Source organism: Pseudomonas sp. GYB4201, from assembly GCF_056312595.1.
Window position 1 is genome coordinate 196,864 of record NZ_JBWGIG010000008.1, and the last position, 16,603, is coordinate 213,466.

General features: G+C 67.4%; 13 protein-coding genes and 1 pseudogene. 10 read left to right on the forward strand and 4 right to left on the reverse strand.

Annotated features, from left to right (window positions below; translation table 11 throughout):
* Positions 1 to 6 precede the first annotated feature (6 nt).
* Both AC0Z2B_RS10290 and AC0Z2B_RS10295 read left to right on the forward strand, forming a co-directional pair.
* A complete protein-coding gene (locus tag AC0Z2B_RS10290) occupies positions 7 to 819 on the forward strand; it encodes a motility protein A (RefSeq protein WP_416421417.1) in 813 nt (270 codons plus the stop codon).
* Positions 816 to 1,589 (forward strand): OmpA/MotB family protein, encoded by a 774-nt coding sequence (locus AC0Z2B_RS10295; protein WP_476296473.1) that lies wholly within the window; start codon positions 816 to 818, stop codon positions 1,587 to 1,589. The genes AC0Z2B_RS10290 and AC0Z2B_RS10295 overlap by 4 nt, the downstream gene beginning before the upstream one ends.
* Here the strand turns inward: AC0Z2B_RS10295 and cadR are convergent.
* On the reverse strand, positions 1,560 to 2,009 hold the full coding sequence (gene cadR, locus AC0Z2B_RS10300; RefSeq protein ID WP_473004805.1) for a Cd(II)/Pb(II)-responsive transcriptional regulator: 450 nt from the start codon (positions 2,007 to 2,009) through the stop codon (positions 1,560 to 1,562). The genes AC0Z2B_RS10295 and cadR overlap by 30 nt on opposite strands.
* A gap of 82 nt (positions 2,010 to 2,091) precedes the next feature.
* Between cadR and AC0Z2B_RS10305 the strand changes: the two genes are divergently transcribed.
* The 6 genes and pseudogenes from AC0Z2B_RS10305 (at position 2,092) to AC0Z2B_RS10330 (ending at position 10,461) form a co-directional block, all read left to right on the forward strand.
* Positions 2,092 to 4,353 carry a heavy metal translocating P-type ATPase gene (locus AC0Z2B_RS10305; RefSeq protein ID WP_476296475.1) on the forward strand — a complete coding sequence of 754 codons (2,262 nt, stop codon included), beginning with the start codon at positions 2,092 to 2,094 and terminating at the stop codon, positions 4,351 to 4,353.
* A 10-nt stretch (positions 4,354 to 4,363) separates the two neighbouring features.
* Positions 4,364 to 5,233 (forward strand): LysR family transcriptional regulator, encoded by an 870-nt coding sequence (locus AC0Z2B_RS10310; RefSeq protein ID WP_476296477.1) that lies wholly within the window; start codon positions 4,364 to 4,366, stop codon positions 5,231 to 5,233.
* A 216-nt stretch (positions 5,234 to 5,449) separates the two neighbouring features.
* The gene (locus tag AC0Z2B_RS10315; RefSeq protein WP_476296479.1) at positions 5,450 to 6,511 is read left to right on the forward strand and encodes a putative 2-aminoethylphosphonate ABC transporter ATP-binding protein; all 1,062 of its coding nucleotides are present in this window, start codon (positions 5,450 to 5,452) and stop codon (positions 6,509 to 6,511) included.
* 1 nt (position 6,512) lies between these two features.
* Positions 6,513 to 8,225 carry a putative 2-aminoethylphosphonate ABC transporter permease subunit gene (locus AC0Z2B_RS10320; protein ID WP_476296481.1) on the forward strand — a complete coding sequence of 571 codons (1,713 nt, stop codon included), beginning with the start codon at positions 6,513 to 6,515 and terminating at the stop codon, positions 8,223 to 8,225.
* A 41-nt stretch (positions 8,226 to 8,266) separates the two neighbouring features.
* The gene (locus AC0Z2B_RS10325; RefSeq protein ID WP_476296483.1) at positions 8,267 to 9,292 is read left to right on the forward strand and encodes a putative 2-aminoethylphosphonate ABC transporter substrate-binding protein; all 1,026 of its coding nucleotides are present in this window, start codon (positions 8,267 to 8,269) and stop codon (positions 9,290 to 9,292) included.
* 18 nt (positions 9,293 to 9,310) lie between these two features.
* Positions 9,311 to 10,461 (forward strand): annotated as a pseudogene (locus AC0Z2B_RS10330) (TIGR03364 family FAD-dependent oxidoreductase).
* 68 nt (positions 10,462 to 10,529) lie between these two features.
* On the opposite strand, the gene AC0Z2B_RS10335 reads toward AC0Z2B_RS10330, so the two are convergent.
* The gene (locus AC0Z2B_RS10335) at positions 10,530 to 11,894 is read right to left on the reverse strand and encodes a DUF3482 domain-containing protein (protein ID WP_476296485.1); all 1,365 of its coding nucleotides are present in this window, start codon (positions 11,892 to 11,894) and stop codon (positions 10,530 to 10,532) included.
* Positions 11,878 to 13,251, reverse strand: a complete 1,374-nt coding sequence (locus AC0Z2B_RS10340; RefSeq protein WP_476296487.1) for a DUF2868 domain-containing protein — start codon at positions 13,249 to 13,251, stop codon at positions 11,878 to 11,880. Before AC0Z2B_RS10340 ends, AC0Z2B_RS10335 begins: the two co-directional genes overlap by 17 nt.
* A 71-nt stretch (positions 13,252 to 13,322) precedes the next feature.
* Between AC0Z2B_RS10340 and AC0Z2B_RS10345 the strand changes: the two genes are divergently transcribed.
* Positions 13,323 to 13,835, forward strand: coding sequence for a dihydrofolate reductase (locus tag AC0Z2B_RS10345; RefSeq protein ID WP_476296489.1), 513 nt, complete (start codon positions 13,323 to 13,325; stop codon positions 13,833 to 13,835).
* A gap of 54 nt (positions 13,836 to 13,889) precedes the next feature.
* On the opposite strand, the gene AC0Z2B_RS10350 is transcribed toward AC0Z2B_RS10345, so the two are convergent.
* Positions 13,890 to 15,281: an L-cystine transporter gene (locus tag AC0Z2B_RS10350; RefSeq protein WP_476296491.1), complete on the reverse strand. Its 1,392-nt coding sequence runs from the start codon at positions 15,279 to 15,281 to the stop codon at positions 13,890 to 13,892.
* A gap of 245 nt (positions 15,282 to 15,526) precedes the next feature.
* On the opposite strand from AC0Z2B_RS10350, the gene AC0Z2B_RS10355 reads away from it, so the two are divergent.
* Complete coding sequence (locus tag AC0Z2B_RS10355) at positions 15,527 to 16,582, forward strand: HAD family hydrolase (protein ID WP_476296492.1); 1,056 nt, start codon at positions 15,527 to 15,529, stop codon at positions 16,580 to 16,582.
* Positions 16,583 to 16,603 lie beyond the last annotated feature (21 nt).

A 16,603-nucleotide genomic window follows, 5' to 3' on the forward strand; every position in this document is an offset into this window, starting at 1 on the left:
CCCGTGATGAATCCCTCGACCCTGATCGGCCTGTTGTCAGGCCTGGTCCTGCTGGCCTTGCTGTTGCTGTTTTCGGCGCAACACCCGCTGATGTTCCTTGACCTGCCGAGCCTGGGCATCGTGCTGATCGGCACCTTTGCCGCCACCTGCCTGAGCTACCCGCTGAGCGAGGTGCGCCGGGTGCTGGGGCTGTTCGCCACGGTGATCCGCAAGGAACCGGTGCATGCCCATGACGACATCGAGCAGCTGGTGAGCATGGCGCGGCTGTGGGTGGACGACGACCTGCGGGCGGTGGAGAAGGTGCTGGCAAACACCCGCAACCCCTTCCTGCGCTCGGGCGTGCAGCTGGTCATCGACAAGACCCCGGAAGCCGAGATCATCGAGCTGCTGCAATGGCGCATCGTGCGCATGCGCGCCAAGGAGCGCGCCGAGGCGCAGCTGTTCCGGGTGATGGCCAGCTATGCGCCGGCGTTCGGCATGCTCGGCACCCTGGTGGGGCTGGTGAACCTGATGTTCGTGCTGGGCGACGGCGACATGGTCACCATCGGCCACCAGATGTCGGTAGGCCTGATGACCACCCTGTACGGCGTGCTGCTGGCCAACCTGGTGCTCAAGCCGGTGGCGGTGAAGCTGGAGCGGCGCACCGAGCAGCGCGTGCTGCTGATGAACATGGTGATCCAGGGCGTGGCGATGATGTGCAACAAGCGCAGCCCCGGCCTGATCCGCGAGACCCTGGGCACCTTCGTCAGCCACCACCCGGACGAGATCCGCGAACAGCTGCGCATCACCCCGCGCCTGGGCGAGAGCGCCCGCCCATGAGCCGGCCACTGGAGGCCCTGGGGCGCACGGGCGGCGAGGGCGACGACGACAGCTGGATGATGACCTACCTGGACATGATGACCCTGCTGCTGGTGGTGACCATGGCCATGTTGGCGATTACCACGCGCCTGCACGGCAACCCGCCGCCACCCGTGGCGCCGCTGCCGTTCATGGGCCAGGGCCTGCTGCCCCACGGCCTGGCGTTGCTGGGGCGGCCGCAGGTAGTGAAGCCGGTGCTGGCCGCGGTGCCAAAGGCCGAGCCGGCGCCCGCGCCGCCTGCACCACCGCCGTTGCCGACCACCGAGGAACTGGCGAAAAACCTGGGCATCGACGCCTTGGGCAAGGACATCCAGGTGGATATTTCGCAGAAGACCGTGAGCTTTCGCCTGAGCAGCGAGCTGCTGTTCGAATCCGGCCAGGCTGACCTGAGCCGCGCGGGCATCGGCGCCTTGCAGCAATTGCTGCCGGTGCTGGGCAAGAACAGCCAGCCGATCCTGGTGGAAGGCCACACCGACGCCGAGAAGATCCAGAACCCGCGTTTCCCGTCCAATTGGGAGCTGTCCAGCGCCCGCGCTGCCAGCGTGGTGCGCTACCTGCAGGGCAACGGCGTCGATGGCCAGCGCCTGCGCGCGGTGGGCTTTGGCGATACCCACCCGTTGGGGGATAACGCCACGGTGGCCGGGCGGGCTGAAAACCGCCGGGTAGAAGTGGTGCTGGAAGCCGTGCCCAGCCCGCCGCCCTCAGTGGCCGTGGCTACGGCCCACATGTGAGTGTTCGGCCTCGGGCGCTGTCACCGCGCCGTTGACCTCCAGGCGCTGGAGAATGCCGCACTGGTCGTTCTCGCCCACGGTGCCGCAGCGCTGGCGCAGTTCCAGCAGCTGGGCTTGCAGGGCCTGCAGGCCGTCGATGCGCGCACGCACGTGGTGAATGTGCTCGTCGATCAGGGTGTTGACGCTTGCGCACTGGTCCTGGGGGCTGTCGCGCAGGGTCAGCAGGCTGCGGATTTCGTCCAGGGTCATGTCCAGGGTGCGGCAGTTGCGGATGAACGTCAGCCGCTCGACGTGGGCCTGGGTGTAGAGCCGGTAGTTGCCGTCGCTGCGCGCGGGCGGCGGTAGCAACTGCTCGCGCTCGTAGTAGCGGATGGTCTCGACCTGGCAGTCGGTGGCCTTGGCCAGTTCGCCGATTTTCATGGCTGCGCCCTCCAAAGGTGCTTGACCCTATAGTGGCTACAGGGTGTTCACTTGGCAACAGGCACTTTACCAGACCTGACCAATGAGCCAGCAGCCAACCCATAGCCACAAGCACGACGACCACGGCCACGCCCATGAGCACGCGGCCATTCGCGGCCACGCCCACGGCGGCAGCTGCTGCGCCAGCGACAAGCCGGCGCCGCCCGCTACCGTGCGCCTGAGCGCCACGGCCAGTGCTGACGCGCGCCTGAGCCGCTTCCGCATCGAGCAGATGGACTGCCCCACCGAGCAGACCCTGATCCAGAACCGCCTGGGCAAGCTGGCCGGCGTCGAGGCGCTGGAGTTCAACCTGATCAACCGGGTGCTGGGCGTTCGCCACTCGTTGGCCGCTGATGACGTGATTATCGAGGCCATTGCCGGCCTGGGCATGAGCGCCGAGCCCCTGGACGGCCAAGGCCAGGCCAGCCCTGGAGCGCCGGCACCGGTGCGCAAGCCCTGGTGGCCGCTGGCGCTGTCCGGCGTGGCCGCGGTGGCCTCGGAAATCGCCCATTTCAGCGGCCTGGCGCCCAGCTGGCTGATCGCCGGGCTGGCGTTGCTGGCGATTGCCAGTGGCGGCCTGACCACCTACAAGAAGGGCTGGATCGCCCTGAAGAACCGCAACCTGAACATCAACGCGCTGATGAGCATCGCCGTCACCGGCGCGGTACTGATCGGCCAATGGCCGGAAGCGGCCATGGTGATGTTCCTGTTCACCGTGGCCGAGCTGATTGAGGCGCGCTCGCTGAGCCGCGCGCGCAACGCCATCGGCGGCCTGCTGCAGCTGACCCCCGAACAAGCGACCGTGCGCCAGGCCGACGGCCAGTGGCTGGAACTGGACGCCCGCAAGATTGCCCTGGACGCTGTCGTGCGGGTGCGCCCTGGCGAGCGCATTGCCCTGGATGGCGAAGTGGTCAGCGGGCAATCCAGCGTCGATCAGGCGGCCATTACCGGCGAAAGCCTGCCGGTGGAGAAGGCGGTGGGCGACAAGCTGTTCGCCGGCACCATCAACCAGGCAGGCGCCCTGGAATACCGGGTGACCGCGCTGGCCAGCAACTCCACCCTGGCGCGCATCATTCATGCCGTGGAACAGGCCCAGGGTGCCCGCGCGCCCACCCAGCGCTTTGTGGATAACTTTTCACGGGTGTACACCCCGGCGGTGTTCGCCCTGGCCCTGGCCGTGGCGGTGCTGCCGCCGCTGTTCATGGGCGGCGCCTGGTTCGACTGGATCTACCGCGCGCTGGTGCTGCTGGTGGTCGCCTGCCCGTGCGCGCTGGTGATTTCCACCCCGGTGACCATCGTCAGCGGCCTGGCCGCGGCGGCGCGCAAGGGCATCCTGATCAAGGGCGGGGTGTACCTGGAAGGTGGCCACAAGCTGGACTTCCTGGCGCTCGACAAGACCGGCACGCTGACCCATGGCAAACCGGTGCAGACCGACTTCGTGCCGCTGGACCCTGCCTATGCCGCCACTGCCGAGCAGATCGCCGCCAGCCTGGCCGCTCGCTCCGACCACCCGGTGTCCCAGGCCATTGCCCGCCCGGCGCTGGAAGCCGGCGAGGCGCTGCTGGAGGTCATGGACTTCCAGGCCCTGGCCGGGCGTGGCGTGAGCGGTAGCATCAACGGCCAGCTGTACCACCTGGGCAACCACCGCCTGGTGGAAGAGCTGGGCCTGTGCTCGCCGCAACTGGAAGCCCAGCTGGACGTGCTGGAGCGCCAGGGCAAGAGCGTGGTGCTGTTGCTGGACACCAGCGGCCCGCTGGCCTTCTTCGCCGTGGCCGACACCCTCAAGGACAGCAGCCGTGAGGCCATCGCCCAGCTGCACGCCCTGGGCATCAAGACCCTGATGCTGACCGGCGACAACCCCCACACTGCCAGCGCCATCGCCGCCCAGGTAGGCATCGACCAGGCGCGCGGCAACCTGCTGCCAGCGGACAAGCTGCAGGCCATTGAAGAGCTTTATGCCCAGGGCCACCGGGTGGGCATGGTCGGCGACGGCATCAACGACGCGCCGGCCCTGGCCCGCGCCGAGCTGGGCTTTGCCATGGCGGCGGCGGGCACCGATACTGCCATCGAGACCGCCGACGTGGCGCTGATGGACGACGACTTGCGAAAAATCCCGACGTTCGTCAGGCTCTCGCGCCAGACCCGGTCGATACTGATGCAGAACATCGTGTTGGCGCTGGTGATCAAGGCCGTGTTCCTGGCAATGACCTTTGCCGGGGTGGCGACGATGTGGATGGCGGTGTTCGCCGATATGGGCGTCAGCCTGTTGGTGGTCTTCAACGGGTTGAGGCTGCTACGCAAGTAATGAGGTGGTGATGCTGAGTGCCGAGCTGAAGGCGTTTTACATGGTGGCCCGGCTGGGCAGCATCACCCTGGCGGCGAAAAAACTGGGCCTCAGCCAGCCCACCGTGACCACGCAGATTCGCCACCTGGAAAGCCAGTACGCGGTGGAGCTGTTCTACCGTGGCGGCCGCCGCCTGACCCTGAGCGACGACGGCGCCCGCCTGCTGCCCATGGTCAAGGCGCTGCTGCAGCAGGAAGCCGACATCGAGTTCTTCCTGCGCAACAGCGGCCAGGGCGAGGGCGCCCTGCGCATTGCCGCCACGGCGCCTTACTACATCCTCGACCTGGTGAAGATCTTCCGCGAGCGCCTGCCCCAGGTGGAGGTGTCGATGGAAATCGGCAATTCCCAGCAGGTGCTGGAAATGCTCGAGGACTACCGGGTGGACCTGGCCGCGTCCTCGCAGCTGGTGGACGACGCCCGGCTGATCCGCCGGGTGCTGGGCACCGACCCGCTGGTGCTGGCGGTACACCGGCATCACCCGCTGGCGGTGCACAACCAGGTGCCGCTCAGCGCCCTGGCCGGGCAATGCCTGCTGATGCGCGAGCGTGGTTCCACCACCCGCAGCCTCACCGAGCAGTGGATGAAGGATGAGCAGGTGGCCATCGGCACGGTGCTGGAGATCGGCAGCCGCGAGTCGATCCGCGAGGCGGTGCTGCGCAACATCGGCGTCAGCCTGATCGCCCGCCACGAGGTGCCGCACAACCCCGAGCTGAAGGTGCTGACCATCGACAACGCGCCGGTGATGCACGAATACCTGTACTGCCTGAAAGAACGCCGCCAGGCCCGCCTGCCTGCGGCGTTCCTGGGCCTGGCCCAGGAGGTCTCGGGACTCCCCCCGTAGCAGCTGCCGAAGGCTGCGTCCGCTGGCACCGCATTCTCTACGCCGAGCCGTGTGGTGCGCGGACGCAGCCTTCGGCAGCTGCTACGGGGTTTTGCGGGATCCGTTGTTACAACCCAAATCTGCCAATACCACTATCGGCAGCTTTTGCCCTACTGCCACAGGACGTTCGCATTCGCTGCCTAGGATGACCCCCATCTGCTAGATGAGGTCCCGTCCATGAACCATTCCCCTGCTACCGGCGCGCACATGTCCGTGCGTGGTATCCACAAGCGCTTCGGCGCCTTCACCGCGCTCAACGACGTCTCGCTGGACGTTGCCGCCGGTGAGCTGGTGTGCCTGCTGGGCCCGTCGGGCTGCGGCAAGACCACGCTGCTGCGCTGCATTGCCGGCCTGGAGCGCCAGGACCGGGGCCAGCTGTACATCGGCGACCGCGACATCTCCCAGCTGCCGCCCCAGGGCCGCGACTACGGCATTCTGTTCCAGTCCTACGCGCTGTTCCCCAACCTCAACGTCGAGGCCAACATTGCCTACGGCTTGTCGGGCCAGAGCCGTGACCAGGTGCGCAAGCGTGTCGGCGACATGCTGGAGCTGGTGGGCTTGTTGGGCAGCGAGAAGAAATTCCCCGGCCAGCTGTCCGGCGGCCAGCAGCAGCGCGTGGCCTTGGCCCGCGCCCTGGCGCCGTCGCCGTCGCTGTTGCTGCTGGACGAACCCATGTCGGCCCTCGACGCCCGGGTGCGCGAGCACCTGTGCACCGAGCTGCGCCAACTGCAACGCCAGCTGGGCATCACCACGCTGATGGTTACCCACAACCAGGACGAGGCCATGCTGATGGCCGACCGCATCGCCGTGATGAACAACGGCCAGGTCGAGCAGTACGCCACCGCCCAGGAGATCTACGACAAGCCGGCCACGCCGTTCGTCGCCGAGTTTGTCGGCCAGGGCAACTGGCTGCCGTTCCAGCGCAGCAGCGACAGCCATGCACAGGTGGGCGGGATGAACATGCGCCTGGCCCCCGATGCCAGCCGCGCCAACAGCGGTCGGCTGTTCTGCCGCCCGGAGGCCATCAGCGTCAACCCGCCGGTGCACGAGGAAAACCTGTTCCAGGCGCGGGTGCGCGAGATCACCTTCCTGGGCAACCGCTGCCGCATGAGCTTCGAATTCAACCAGTTCCCCGGCCACGCGCTGCTGGCCGAAGTGGCCCCCGAATCCATGCCGCGCCTGGGCAGCCCGGACATCTGGGTAGCCCTGCCGCCGCGCAGCCTCCAGGTGTTCGCCTGAGATGGCCGCGCAGATGAGCCTGCCGGTGATGGACGCAAAAGCGCCGGCCCAGTCTTCGTCGGCAGCCCTGGGTGACCGTCTGTTCGTGGTCGGCGGCAAACTGCTGTTGCTGGCGTTCCTTTGTGTGGCGGTGCTGATGCCGCTGCTGGCGATCTTCTGGCGCGGCTTCACCCCGGTGGCCGGCGGCGGCTGGGCGGCGGCACAAGACCTGGTGGCCAGCGACAATTTCCATTGGCTGCTGGGCAATAGCCTCAAGGTGTCGTTCAGCGTGGCCGCCATCGTCGTGCCGCTGGCCTACCTGTTCGCCTACGCCCTGCAACGCACGTTGATCCCCGGCAAGGCGGTGTGGCGTGGCATATCCCTGCTGCCGCTGCTGGCGCCGTCGATGCTGCCGGGCATTGCCCTGGTCTACCTGTTCGGCAACCAGGGCCTGCTGCGCGGGCTGGTGGCTGACAATATCTACGGTTTCTGGGGCATCGTCCTGGGCGAGGTGATCTACACCTTCCCGCATGCGCTGATGATTCTGCTGTCGGCCCTGTCGTTGGCCGATGCGCGGCTGTTCGACGCCGCCTCGAGCATGGGTGCTAGCCCCTGGCGCGCCTACCGCAGCATCACCTGGCCGGCCACGCGCCAGGCGGTGTTCGCGGCGTTCTGCCTGGTGTTCACCCTGACCATCACCGACTTCGGCGTGCCCGTAGTGGTGGGCGGCGACTATCAGGTGTTGGCGCTGGAAGCCTACAAGGCGGTGGTGGGCCAGCAGCAATTTGGCCGCGGCGCCTTGATCGGCATGATCCTGCTGCTGCCTGCGCTGTTCAGCTTCGGCGTCGACGCCTGGCTGCGCCGCCGTCACGGCGAGGCCATGAGCGGCCGCGCCCAGGTGTTCCGCCCCGCGCCTTCGCGGCTGCGCGATGGCTGCTACCTGGCGGTAGTGTTGCTGGTGTGCGCGGCGCTGCTGCTGGTGGTGGGCATGGCGGTGTACTCGTCGCTGGTGAAATTCTGGCCCTACAACCTGTCGCTGTCGCTGGTGCATTACCAGTTCAACACCACCGCCGGCGGCGGCTGGTTGGCCTACAGCAACAGCGTGAAGATGGCCGTGGGCACGGCGCTGATCGGCAGCGCGGTGATCTTCACTGGCGCCTACCTGATGGAGAAAACCCAGGGCCTGCGCCGCCTGAACCTGCTGCTGCGCATGCTCAGCTTCGTGCCCATGGCGGTGCCCGGCCTGGTGCTGGGCCTGGGCTACGTATTCTTCTTCAACCTGGGCGGCAACCCGCTGCATGTGTTCTACGGCACCATGACGTTGCTGGTCGTGTGCACCGTGGCCCACTACATGACCACCGCGCAAATGACCGCCACCACCGCCCTGCGCCAGCTGGATGGCGAGTTCGAAGCCGCGGCGCTGTCGCTCAAGGCGCCGCTGTACCGCCATTACCTGCGGGTGACCGTGCCCATCTGCCTGCCGGCGCTGCTGGACATCATTCGCTATCTGTTCGTTTCGGCCATGACCACGGTGTCGGCGGCCATCTTCCTCTACAGCCCCGACACCATCCTGGCGGCGGTGGCGGTGCTGAACATGGACGACGCCGGCAACGTTGGCGGCGCCGCGGCCATGTCCACCTTGATTCTGCTGACCTCGGCCGCCGTGTCGCTGCTGCTGGCATGGGCCTCGCGCGGCTTGCTGCGCCGCTCCCAGGCCTGGCGCCAGGGCCTTTGATTGCACACCCACTGACCTCCAACTGACTCAGGAACCGCACCATGTTCAAGCCACTTGCTCTTGTCGCTGCCGTTGTTGCCGCTTTCAGCCTGCAGGCCAGCGCAGCCACCACCCAACTGACCGTCTACACGGCCCTGGAGCCGGAGCAACTGACCACCTACAAAGAGGCGTTCGAAAAGGCCAACCCCGACATCGAGATCAAGTGGGTGCGCGACTCCACCGGTATCGTCACCGCCAAGCTGCTGGCCGAGAAAGACCGCCCGCAGGCCGACGCGGTGTGGGGCCTGGCGGCCTCCAGCCTGGCCATCCTCGACCAGCAGGGCATGCTCGAAGCCTACTCGCCGAAGGACTTGGGCAAGATCGGCGCGAACTACCGTGACGCCGCCAACCCACCCAAGTGGGTAGGCATGGACGTGTGGGCCGCCACCATCTGCTTCAACACCGTGGAAGCCGAGAAGCAGGGCCTGACCAAGCCCGTGAGCTGGCAGGACCTGACCAAGCCCGAGTACAAGGGCAAGATCGTGATGCCGAACCCGGCCTCATCGGGCACCGGCTTCCTGGACGTCAGCGCCTGGCTGCAGACCTACGGCGAGAAGCAGGGCTGGAAGTACATGGATGACCTGCACCAGAACATTGGCCAGTACGTGCACTCCGGCTCCAAGCCGTGCAAGCTGGCGGCCTCGGGTGAGTTCCCGATCGGCATCTCGTTCGAATACCCGGCCGTGCAGCTCAAGCGCCAGGGCGCGCCGCTGGACATCATCCTGCCGAAGGAAGGCCTGGGCTGGGAAATCGAAGCCACCGCGGTGATCAAGGGCACCCCTCATGAAGACGCCGCGAAGAAACTCGCCGACTTCTCCGCCAGCCCCGCGGCCATGGAGCTGTACAAGGAAAACTTCGCCGTGCTGGCCCAGCCGGGCATCGCCAAGCCGCAGACCGAACTACCGGCCGACTACGAACAGCGCCTGATCAAGAACGACTTCAGCTGGGCGTCGAAGAACCGCGACAGCATCCTGACCGAATGGCGCAAGCGCTATGACGGCAAGTCCGAGAAGGTTGCGGCCCAGTAATTCCAGGGAGGCGTTCCCATGACCCAACACAGCGACATGCTCATCGTCGGCGCCGGCATCCTGGGCTTGTCCCATGCCTACGCCGCCGCCAGGCGCGGCCTCAAGGTCCGCGTGTTCGAACGCAGCGCCACGCCCCTGGGGGCGTCCGTGCGCAATTTCGGCCAGGCGCTGGTCACTGGCCAGCCTGTGGGCCAGATGCATGCCCTGGCCAAGGCCAGCCGCAGCCTGTGGGCGCACTGGGCCGAGCAGGCCGGGTTCGCCCTGAAACGCAACGGCTCGCTGCTGTTCGCCCGCAACGAGCTGGAACACCAGCTGCTCGAGCGCTTCTGCGCCGAGCGCGCGGTGGAGCATGGCTACCGGGTGGAGCTGTTGCAGGGCGAGGCCCTGAACCAGCTGTACAACGGCCAGTTCCGCCACCACCACGCGGCCTTGCTGGGGCTGGATGACCAGCAGCTGTATTCGCGCGAGGCGATTCCGGCGCTGGTGGAGTTCCTGCGCGGGCAGGGCGTGGAGTTCCACTTCTCCACCCTGGTGCGCGACGTGGAACCGGGCAAGCTGCGCAGCACGGCGGGCACCTTACCGGCTCGCACATCGTGGTGTGTTCGGGCCACGACTACCAGACGCTGCTCAGCGACGCCATGGCGGCCTTGCAGCCGCAGGTGTGCCGCCTGCAGATGCTGCGCGTGCGCCCGCAGTTCGAACTGGACCTGCAGCAGGCGGTGCTCACCGGCTTGAGCTGCCTGCACTACGGCGCGTTCGAGGGCCTGCCGGAGACCCGGGCCCTGCAGGCCCAGGTGCAGCAGGATAGCCCGCACCTGGTGGAGCAGGGCATTCACCTGCTGGTCAGCCCCACGCCGTACCGCGAGCTGATCATCGGCGACTCCCACCACTATGGCCGCGATGCGTCGCCGTTCAACGCCGAACAGGTGGATGACTGGATGATCGAGCTGGCCGAGCACACGCTGGGTGGCAAGCTCAAGGTGGTGGAGCGCTGGCAGGGCGTGTATGGCGCCAAGGGCAGCAAGCCGTTCTCGTTGCTGCGGGTGGCGCCGGGCTTGAGTTCGGCGCTGATGCACACGGGCGTGGGCATGAGCGTGGGGCCGGCGCTGGCGGAGCGTAACGTTGCCGACCTGCTGGGCGAGGCCCCGCACGGCCTGGACGTCCCGTAGCAGCGGACGCAGGCCGCGTCCGGCGACACTGCGGTGCCTGGGACGCGGCCTTTGGCCGCTGCTACGGGTTAGAGTTCGGCGGACAGGTGCTCGATCTGTTCGTGGCGTTCGGGCTGGTTGGGGCGCGGGTGGGGGTTGAGGGTGGACCACTGCGGGTGCGCGCGGGCCTTGCCCAGTGGTTCGGGTAGCTTGCCCTCGCGCCAGCTCTTGTCCTGGGGCACGGCGACCTCGATGCTGCCCATGGCCGCGTGCCCGCGCGCGTCCAGTGCTTCCAGCAGCTGCCGTTGGCGCAAGGCCAGCAGGCGTAGTACGTTGTCGTCTACGGTCAGCTCGCGCTGGCCCTTGAGCTTGCCCAGCAGCCGGCCGCCGTAGCCCCGGGCGGTCTGCAACGCGCCGCCGGCGATAGCGCCAGCCAGGGCTGCCAGGCCCAGGGTGATACCGCCTACCAGCAAATCGACGCCGGCGCCGGCCGCGGCACCTGCCGCTATCCCGCCCCCGACTTTCACGCCAAGCTGCTTGAGCGTCTCGGGGTTGAACAGGTCGTCGCCCCAGCGCCCGTCCAGCAGAGGCAGGTCGCTGGCGGCGGCGTCCTCCAGGCGGAAGGCGTAGAGCTTGAGCAGCGCCTGCACGCATTTCTGTTCGCGCTGGCGTACGGCCTCGCGCAGGGCGGCGATGGCAGCGTCCACGCCTTCGCGGTCGGCGGCCACGCTGCGGCGGCAGGCGGCGCAGTCGATCAGCAGTTCGGCAATCAGCGAACGTGCCCGCTGGCGGCGGGCCAGGCGCTGGGCCTGCTGGTCGTCGATCAGCCGTTGCAGGCTGGGGCGTGCATGTTCCAGCAGCAGCGCCAGGCTTTCATACAGGCGCCGCTCGCCATCTTCCGGCGGCGCCACGCTGTCGAAGCGCACCAGCGCGTGCAGGCCCAGGCGCGCCAGGGCTTCGCGCCACTGTTCCTCGCGGTGGCCGGGGCTGGCGACGAAGTTGAGCACCGGCAGCAGCGGCTTGCCGCAACCGTTGAGCACTTCCAGTTCGTCGCGGTACTTGGCCAGCACCGGCTCGCGGGCGTCGATCACGTACAGGCCGGCGTCGCTGGCCAGCAGCTGGCGCAGCACCTTGGCTTCCTGTTCGAAACGCTGGCGGGCCTCGCTGCCCTGCAGGAAGCGTTCGGTGCGCGCCGGGCCGTCCAGGCGCTCGCCGGGGCGATCGAGGCGTTCCAGGTAGTCGAGCAGGGCAATGGCGTCTTCAAGGCCGGGGGTGTCGTACAGCTCCAGCAGCGCCTCGCCGTCCACCGACAGCCGTGCGCCCTCCACGTGGCGGGTGGTGCTGGGGCGGTGGGAGACCTCGCCAAAGCCGACGTCACGGGTGAGGGTGCGCAGCAGCGAGGTCTTGCCGACGTTGGTGTGGCCGACCACGGCCAGCTTAAGAGGCTTGGTCATTGCCGGTCTCCAGCCAGATCAGGGGCAGGCTTGCCACCACGTCGAGGCCGAGCCGGGCCAGGGCCTGGTGCCAGTCGTCGAGGCGCTCGGCATCCAGCTGCTGGCCGGCAGGCGCGGGTAGCAGCCAGATGCGGGTATGGCCGGCGCTGCGCGCCAGTTCCGCGATCAGCCCCAGGCTGCCGCGGTCGGGCGAGCGGCGCGGGTCGCAGGCGATGGCCAGGCGCGCGGCGGGGTAGCGCGCCAGCTGGTCGAGCAGGCGCCGGCGTGATTCGCGGCTGTCGAGGACCCCGGCATCGCCCACCGTGGCGGGCAGGGCGGGCGGCCAGGGCTGTTGGTCGTCGAGTTCCAGGCCCACCAGCAGCGCGCCGCCGGTGGTTGCCCCGGCCAGCGGCGCCGGCACTTCGTGCAACTGCGCCGGGGCGCTGTCGTTGACGCCCAGGCGTTCGCTGCTGGGCATCAATTGCTCGCGCAGTTCGGCGTGGCCGGGCAGGCTCAGGTCCAGCTGCAAGCGCCTGCGGCCCAGGCGCCAACGGCCCCAGCAGGCCACGGCCAGCAGCAGCCGCGGGACGATGCCGAACACCACCAGCACGCCGATCAGCCAGCCGGCCCAGGCCTGGCGGGCGCTGTCCACGGCCAGCACGCTGTCGCCGCTGGCGCGGATGGTGTCGACGTCCGGCACGCTGAAGCCCAGCAGCGCGGGCAGGGCGCCCAGGCCGCGGGTCATGGCCACGAAGGTGTCGGGGCCTAGAATGGTGGTTTCCCAGACGAAGCCGTAGCGCCGGGTGGCCAGCAATAGCAGCAGGATCACTAGCGCGCTGCTTAGGGCCAGCAGCCACAGGCCATTCACCAGCGCGCCGAGCACCCAGCGGTTGAGGCGCTGGCGTTGCAACAGCACCACCAGCGCCGGGCCCAGGTGCACGGCGTTGGCGTCGCGCGCCAGCCGGGCGCTGAGCCATATCCACAGGCGGCCCAGGCTGGCCGTGTGTTCGCCGGCCAGCAGCAGGCCGCTGAGCCAGCCCAACAGCAGAATCCAGTTCAGCCCCAGCAGGCTGCCCAGCGCCCAGAAGACGTTGACCGGGCCGTTGCCCAGGGCGGCGAAGGCCAGGCCGGCGCCGCTGAAAATAACCAGCACCGCCAGCAGCATCACGCTCAGGCGCGCGCCCTGCTTCCAGTGGCGCAGGGCGGGCAGCAGGCCGTCGCGTTCGGCCAGCCACAGGGCCCGGTGCTGCACCCGCGCGGTCAGGTCGCCGCCCTGTTGGCGGGCGCGGCGGTTGGCCTCCTGGTCGTCCAGGGGGCCGGCCTGCTCTTCGCGCAGGCGTATGGCTTCGGTAAGCCAGAGAGTGTCCAGTGCTGTCACGCCACCATCCATTGATCAAACCAGCCCAGAGCATAACCCAGCGAGGCCCCGGGCTCTGCTATCCTCGCGGGATGAAAAATACACTCCCCCTCAGCCTGATCGCGGCGCTCGCGCAGAACCGTGTCATCGGCATCGAAAACAGCATGCCCTGGCACCTGCCGGGTGATTTCAAATACTTCAAGGCCACCACCCTGGGCAAGCCGATCATCATGGGCCGCAAGACCTGGGATTCGCTGGGCCGGCCGCTGCCGGGCCGGCTGAACATCGTGGTCAGCCGCCAGGAAGGCCTGGTGCTGGAAGGCGCCGAGGTGTACCCGTCGCTGGAAGCCGCCATCGCCCGCGCCGAAGCCTGGGCCCAGGCCAATGGCGCCACGGAGCTGATGTTGATTGGTGGGGCGCAGTTGTATGCGCAAGGGCTGGACCTGGCCGACCGCCTGTACCTGACCCGCGTGGCGGCCAGCCCGGCGGGCGATGCCTGGTTCCCTGAATACGACGAGACCCAGTGGCTGCTGGTCTCGAACACCGAAAAACCGGCGGTGGGCGATGCCCCCGCGTACGCCTTCGAAGTCTGGGACCGCCGCTGATTTGCGGGAGCGGCTACACAGCCTGTAGCAGCGGCCGCCAGGCCGCGTCAGGGGTCAACGGTGCGCCAGCTCGGCGTGCTCGTCGGCATCCAGCAGCGCCCGATCGGTCTGCTGCAATACCTGGCTGGCGATGGTGCCGGCCGTCATCGAACCGCTGACGTTCAACGCCGTACGGCCCATGTCGATCAGCGGCTCCACCGAAATCAGCAGCGCCACCAGCGACACCGGCAGCCCCATGGCTGGCAGCACGATCAGCGCCGCGAACGTCGCGCCACCGCCCACGCCCGCCACGCCGGCCGAGCTCAGGGTCACGATCGCCACTAGGGTGGCAATCCACATCGGGTCCAGCGGGTTGATGCCCACGGTGGGTGCAACCATCACCGCCAGCATGGCCGGGTACAGGCCCGCGCAACCGTTCTGGCCGATGGTGGCGCCGAACGAGGCGGCAAAGCTGGCGATGGCCTGCGGAATGCCCAGGCGCTGGGTTTGCGCCTCGATGCTCAGCGGGATGGTGGCCGCGCTGGAGCGGCTGGTGAAGGCGAAGGTCAGCACCGGCCACACCTTGCGGAAGAAGCGCAGCGGGTGCACGCCGGCGATGCTCAGCAGCACGCCGTGCACCATGAACATCAGCGCCAGGCCGATGTACGACACCAGCACGAAGCTGCCCAGCTTGAGGATGTCCTGCAGGTTGGAGCTGGCGACCACCTTGGCCATCAGCGCCATCACGCCGTAGGGCGTCAGCTTCATCACCAGGCGCACCAGGCGCGTGACCCAGGCTTGCAGGGTCTCGATGGCGCTGACCACTTTCGCGCCTTTCTCGGCGTCATCCTTGAGCAGTTGCAGGGCGGCCACGCCGAGGAAGGCGGCGAAGATCACCACGCTGATGATCGAGGTCGGCTTGGCCCGGGCCAGGTCGGCCACAGGGTTCTGCGGCACGAAGGACAGCAGCAGCTGCGGGATGTTGAGGTCGTTGACCTTGCCCACGTAGTCGCTCTGGATCGCCTGCATGCGCGCCAGTTCCTGGGTGCCGGCCACCAGGCCCTCGGCGGTGAGGCCGAACAGGTTGGTCAGGCCCACGCCGATCAGCGCGGCAACGGCCGTGGTGAACAGCAACACGCCGATGGTCAGGAAGCTGATCTTGCCCAGGGACGAGGCGTTGTGCAGGCGCGCCACGGCGCTGAGGATGGAGGCGAAGATCAGCGGCATCACGATCATCTGCAGCAGCTGCACATAACCGTTGCCCACCAGGTCCAGCCAGCCGATGGTGGTTTTCAGCAGCGGGTTGCCCTGGCCGTAGATGGCGTGCAGGGCGCTGCCGAACAGCACGCCCAGCGCCAGGCCGATGAGGACCTTCTTCGCCAGGCTGAATGAGGTGCGGCTGGTTTGCGCCAGGCCTAGCAGCAGGGCCAGGAACACCAGCAGGTTGAGTAGCAAGGGCAGGTTCATTGAAGCTCCAGGGGAATTGATTCCGGCGCTTGCGCCTCTGATGGGCGCTGGCCAACCACAAACTCTAACACCCTGAATTTTCTGTCATTTATACGAAGTTCGAATGAGCTAAGTCGTTTTTGGAATAAGGAGGTGGCGCTTACAGGCAAGCGCGTGGCGCGATCGGGCCCCTGGCGGTCGTGTTCGCGCCAGAGTTGTCATGAGCATTTGCTAGGGTCCGTGCATCACTCTGGGGAGCACCACCGATGAAGCCACTGCGTAACCTGATTGCCGTCACCCTGGGCCTGGCGTTGGCCAGCCAGGTCTTCGCCACCGAACTCAAGCACTGGCCACAGGCCCAGGCCAAACAGCTCGACGCGATGATCGCGGCCAATGCCCACAAGGGCAACTACGCGGTGTTCGACATGGACAACACCAGCTACCGCTACGACCTGGAAGAGTCGCTGCTGCCGTACCTGGAAAACAAGGGCGTGCTGACCCGCGAGAAGCTCGACCCGTCGCTGAAGCTGATCCCGTTCAAGGACACCGCCGGCCACAAGGAAAGCCTGTTCAGCTACTACTACCGCCTGTGTGAAGTGGATGACATGGTCTGCTACCCGTGGGTGGCGCAGGTGTTCTCCGGCTTCACCCTGACCCAGCTCAAGGGCTACGTCGACGAGATGATGGCCTCGGGCAAGCCGGTGCCGGCCACCTATTTCGAGGGCGATGTGGTCAAGACCATGAACGTCGAGCCGCCCAAGGTGTTCACCGGCCAGGCCGAGCTGTACAACAAACTGATGGAGAACGGCATCGAGGTGTACGTGGTGACGGCGGCCTCGGAGGAGCTGGTGCGCATGGTGGCGGCCGACCCCAAGTATGGCTACAACGTGAAGCCGCAGAACGTGATTGGCGTGAGCACCCTGCTCAAGGACCCCAAGACCGGCGAGCTGACCACCGCGCGCAAGCAGATCGAAGCCGGCAAGTATGACCCCAAGGCCAACATGGGCATGGAACTGACCCCGTACCTGTGGACCCCGGCCACCTGGATGGCCGGCAAGCAGGCGGCGATCCTGACCTATATCGATCAGTGGAAAAAGCCGGTGCTGGTGGGCGGTGACACACCGTCGAGCGACGGCTACATGCTGTTCCACAGCGTGGACGTGGCCAAGGGCGGGGTGCACCTGTGGGTGAACCGCAAGGCCAAGTACATGGACCAGCTGAACGGCATGATCAGCAAGAACGCGGCGGCGCAGGCCAAGGAAGGGTTGCCGGTAACGGCAGACAAGAATTGGGTGATCGTGAAGCCTGAGGAAATCCAATAACCCCGTAGCAGCTGCCGAAGG

What these genes read in the sequence shown, in the direction of transcription:
- AC0Z2B_RS10295 (WP_476296473.1), top strand. Translation starts at nt 816, where the DNA reads ATGAGCCGGCCACTGGAGGCCCTGGGGCGCACGGGCGGCGAGGGCGAC.
- AC0Z2B_RS10345 (WP_476296489.1), top strand. Translation starts at nt 13,323, where the DNA reads ATGAAAAATACACTCCCCCTCAGCCTGATCGCGGCGCTCGCGCAGAAC.
- AC0Z2B_RS10325 (WP_476296483.1), top strand. Translation starts at nt 8,267, where the DNA reads ATGTTCAAGCCACTTGCTCTTGTCGCTGCCGTTGTTGCCGCTTTCAGC.
- AC0Z2B_RS10310 (WP_476296477.1), top strand. Translation starts at nt 4,364, where the DNA reads ATGCTGAGTGCCGAGCTGAAGGCGTTTTACATGGTGGCCCGGCTGGGC.
- AC0Z2B_RS10290 (WP_416421417.1), top strand. Translation starts at nt 7, where the DNA reads ATGAATCCCTCGACCCTGATCGGCCTGTTGTCAGGCCTGGTCCTGCTG.
- AC0Z2B_RS10355 (WP_476296492.1), top strand. Translation starts at nt 15,527, where the DNA reads ATGAAGCCACTGCGTAACCTGATTGCCGTCACCCTGGGCCTGGCGTTG.
- AC0Z2B_RS10320 (WP_476296481.1), top strand. Translation starts at nt 6,513, where the DNA reads ATGGCCGCGCAGATGAGCCTGCCGGTGATGGACGCAAAAGCGCCGGCC.
- AC0Z2B_RS10335 (WP_476296485.1), bottom strand. Translation starts at nt 11,894, where the DNA reads ATGACCAAGCCTCTTAAGCTGGCCGTGGTCGGCCACACCAACGTCGGC.
- cadR (WP_473004805.1), bottom strand. Translation starts at nt 2,009, where the DNA reads ATGAAAATCGGCGAACTGGCCAAGGCCACCGACTGCCAGGTCGAGACC.
- AC0Z2B_RS10350 (WP_476296491.1), bottom strand. Translation starts at nt 15,281, where the DNA reads ATGAACCTGCCCTTGCTACTCAACCTGCTGGTGTTCCTGGCCCTGCTG.
- AC0Z2B_RS10315 (WP_476296479.1), top strand. Translation starts at nt 5,450, where the DNA reads ATGAACCATTCCCCTGCTACCGGCGCGCACATGTCCGTGCGTGGTATC.
- AC0Z2B_RS10305 (WP_476296475.1), top strand. Translation starts at nt 2,092, where the DNA reads ATGAGCCAGCAGCCAACCCATAGCCACAAGCACGACGACCACGGCCAC.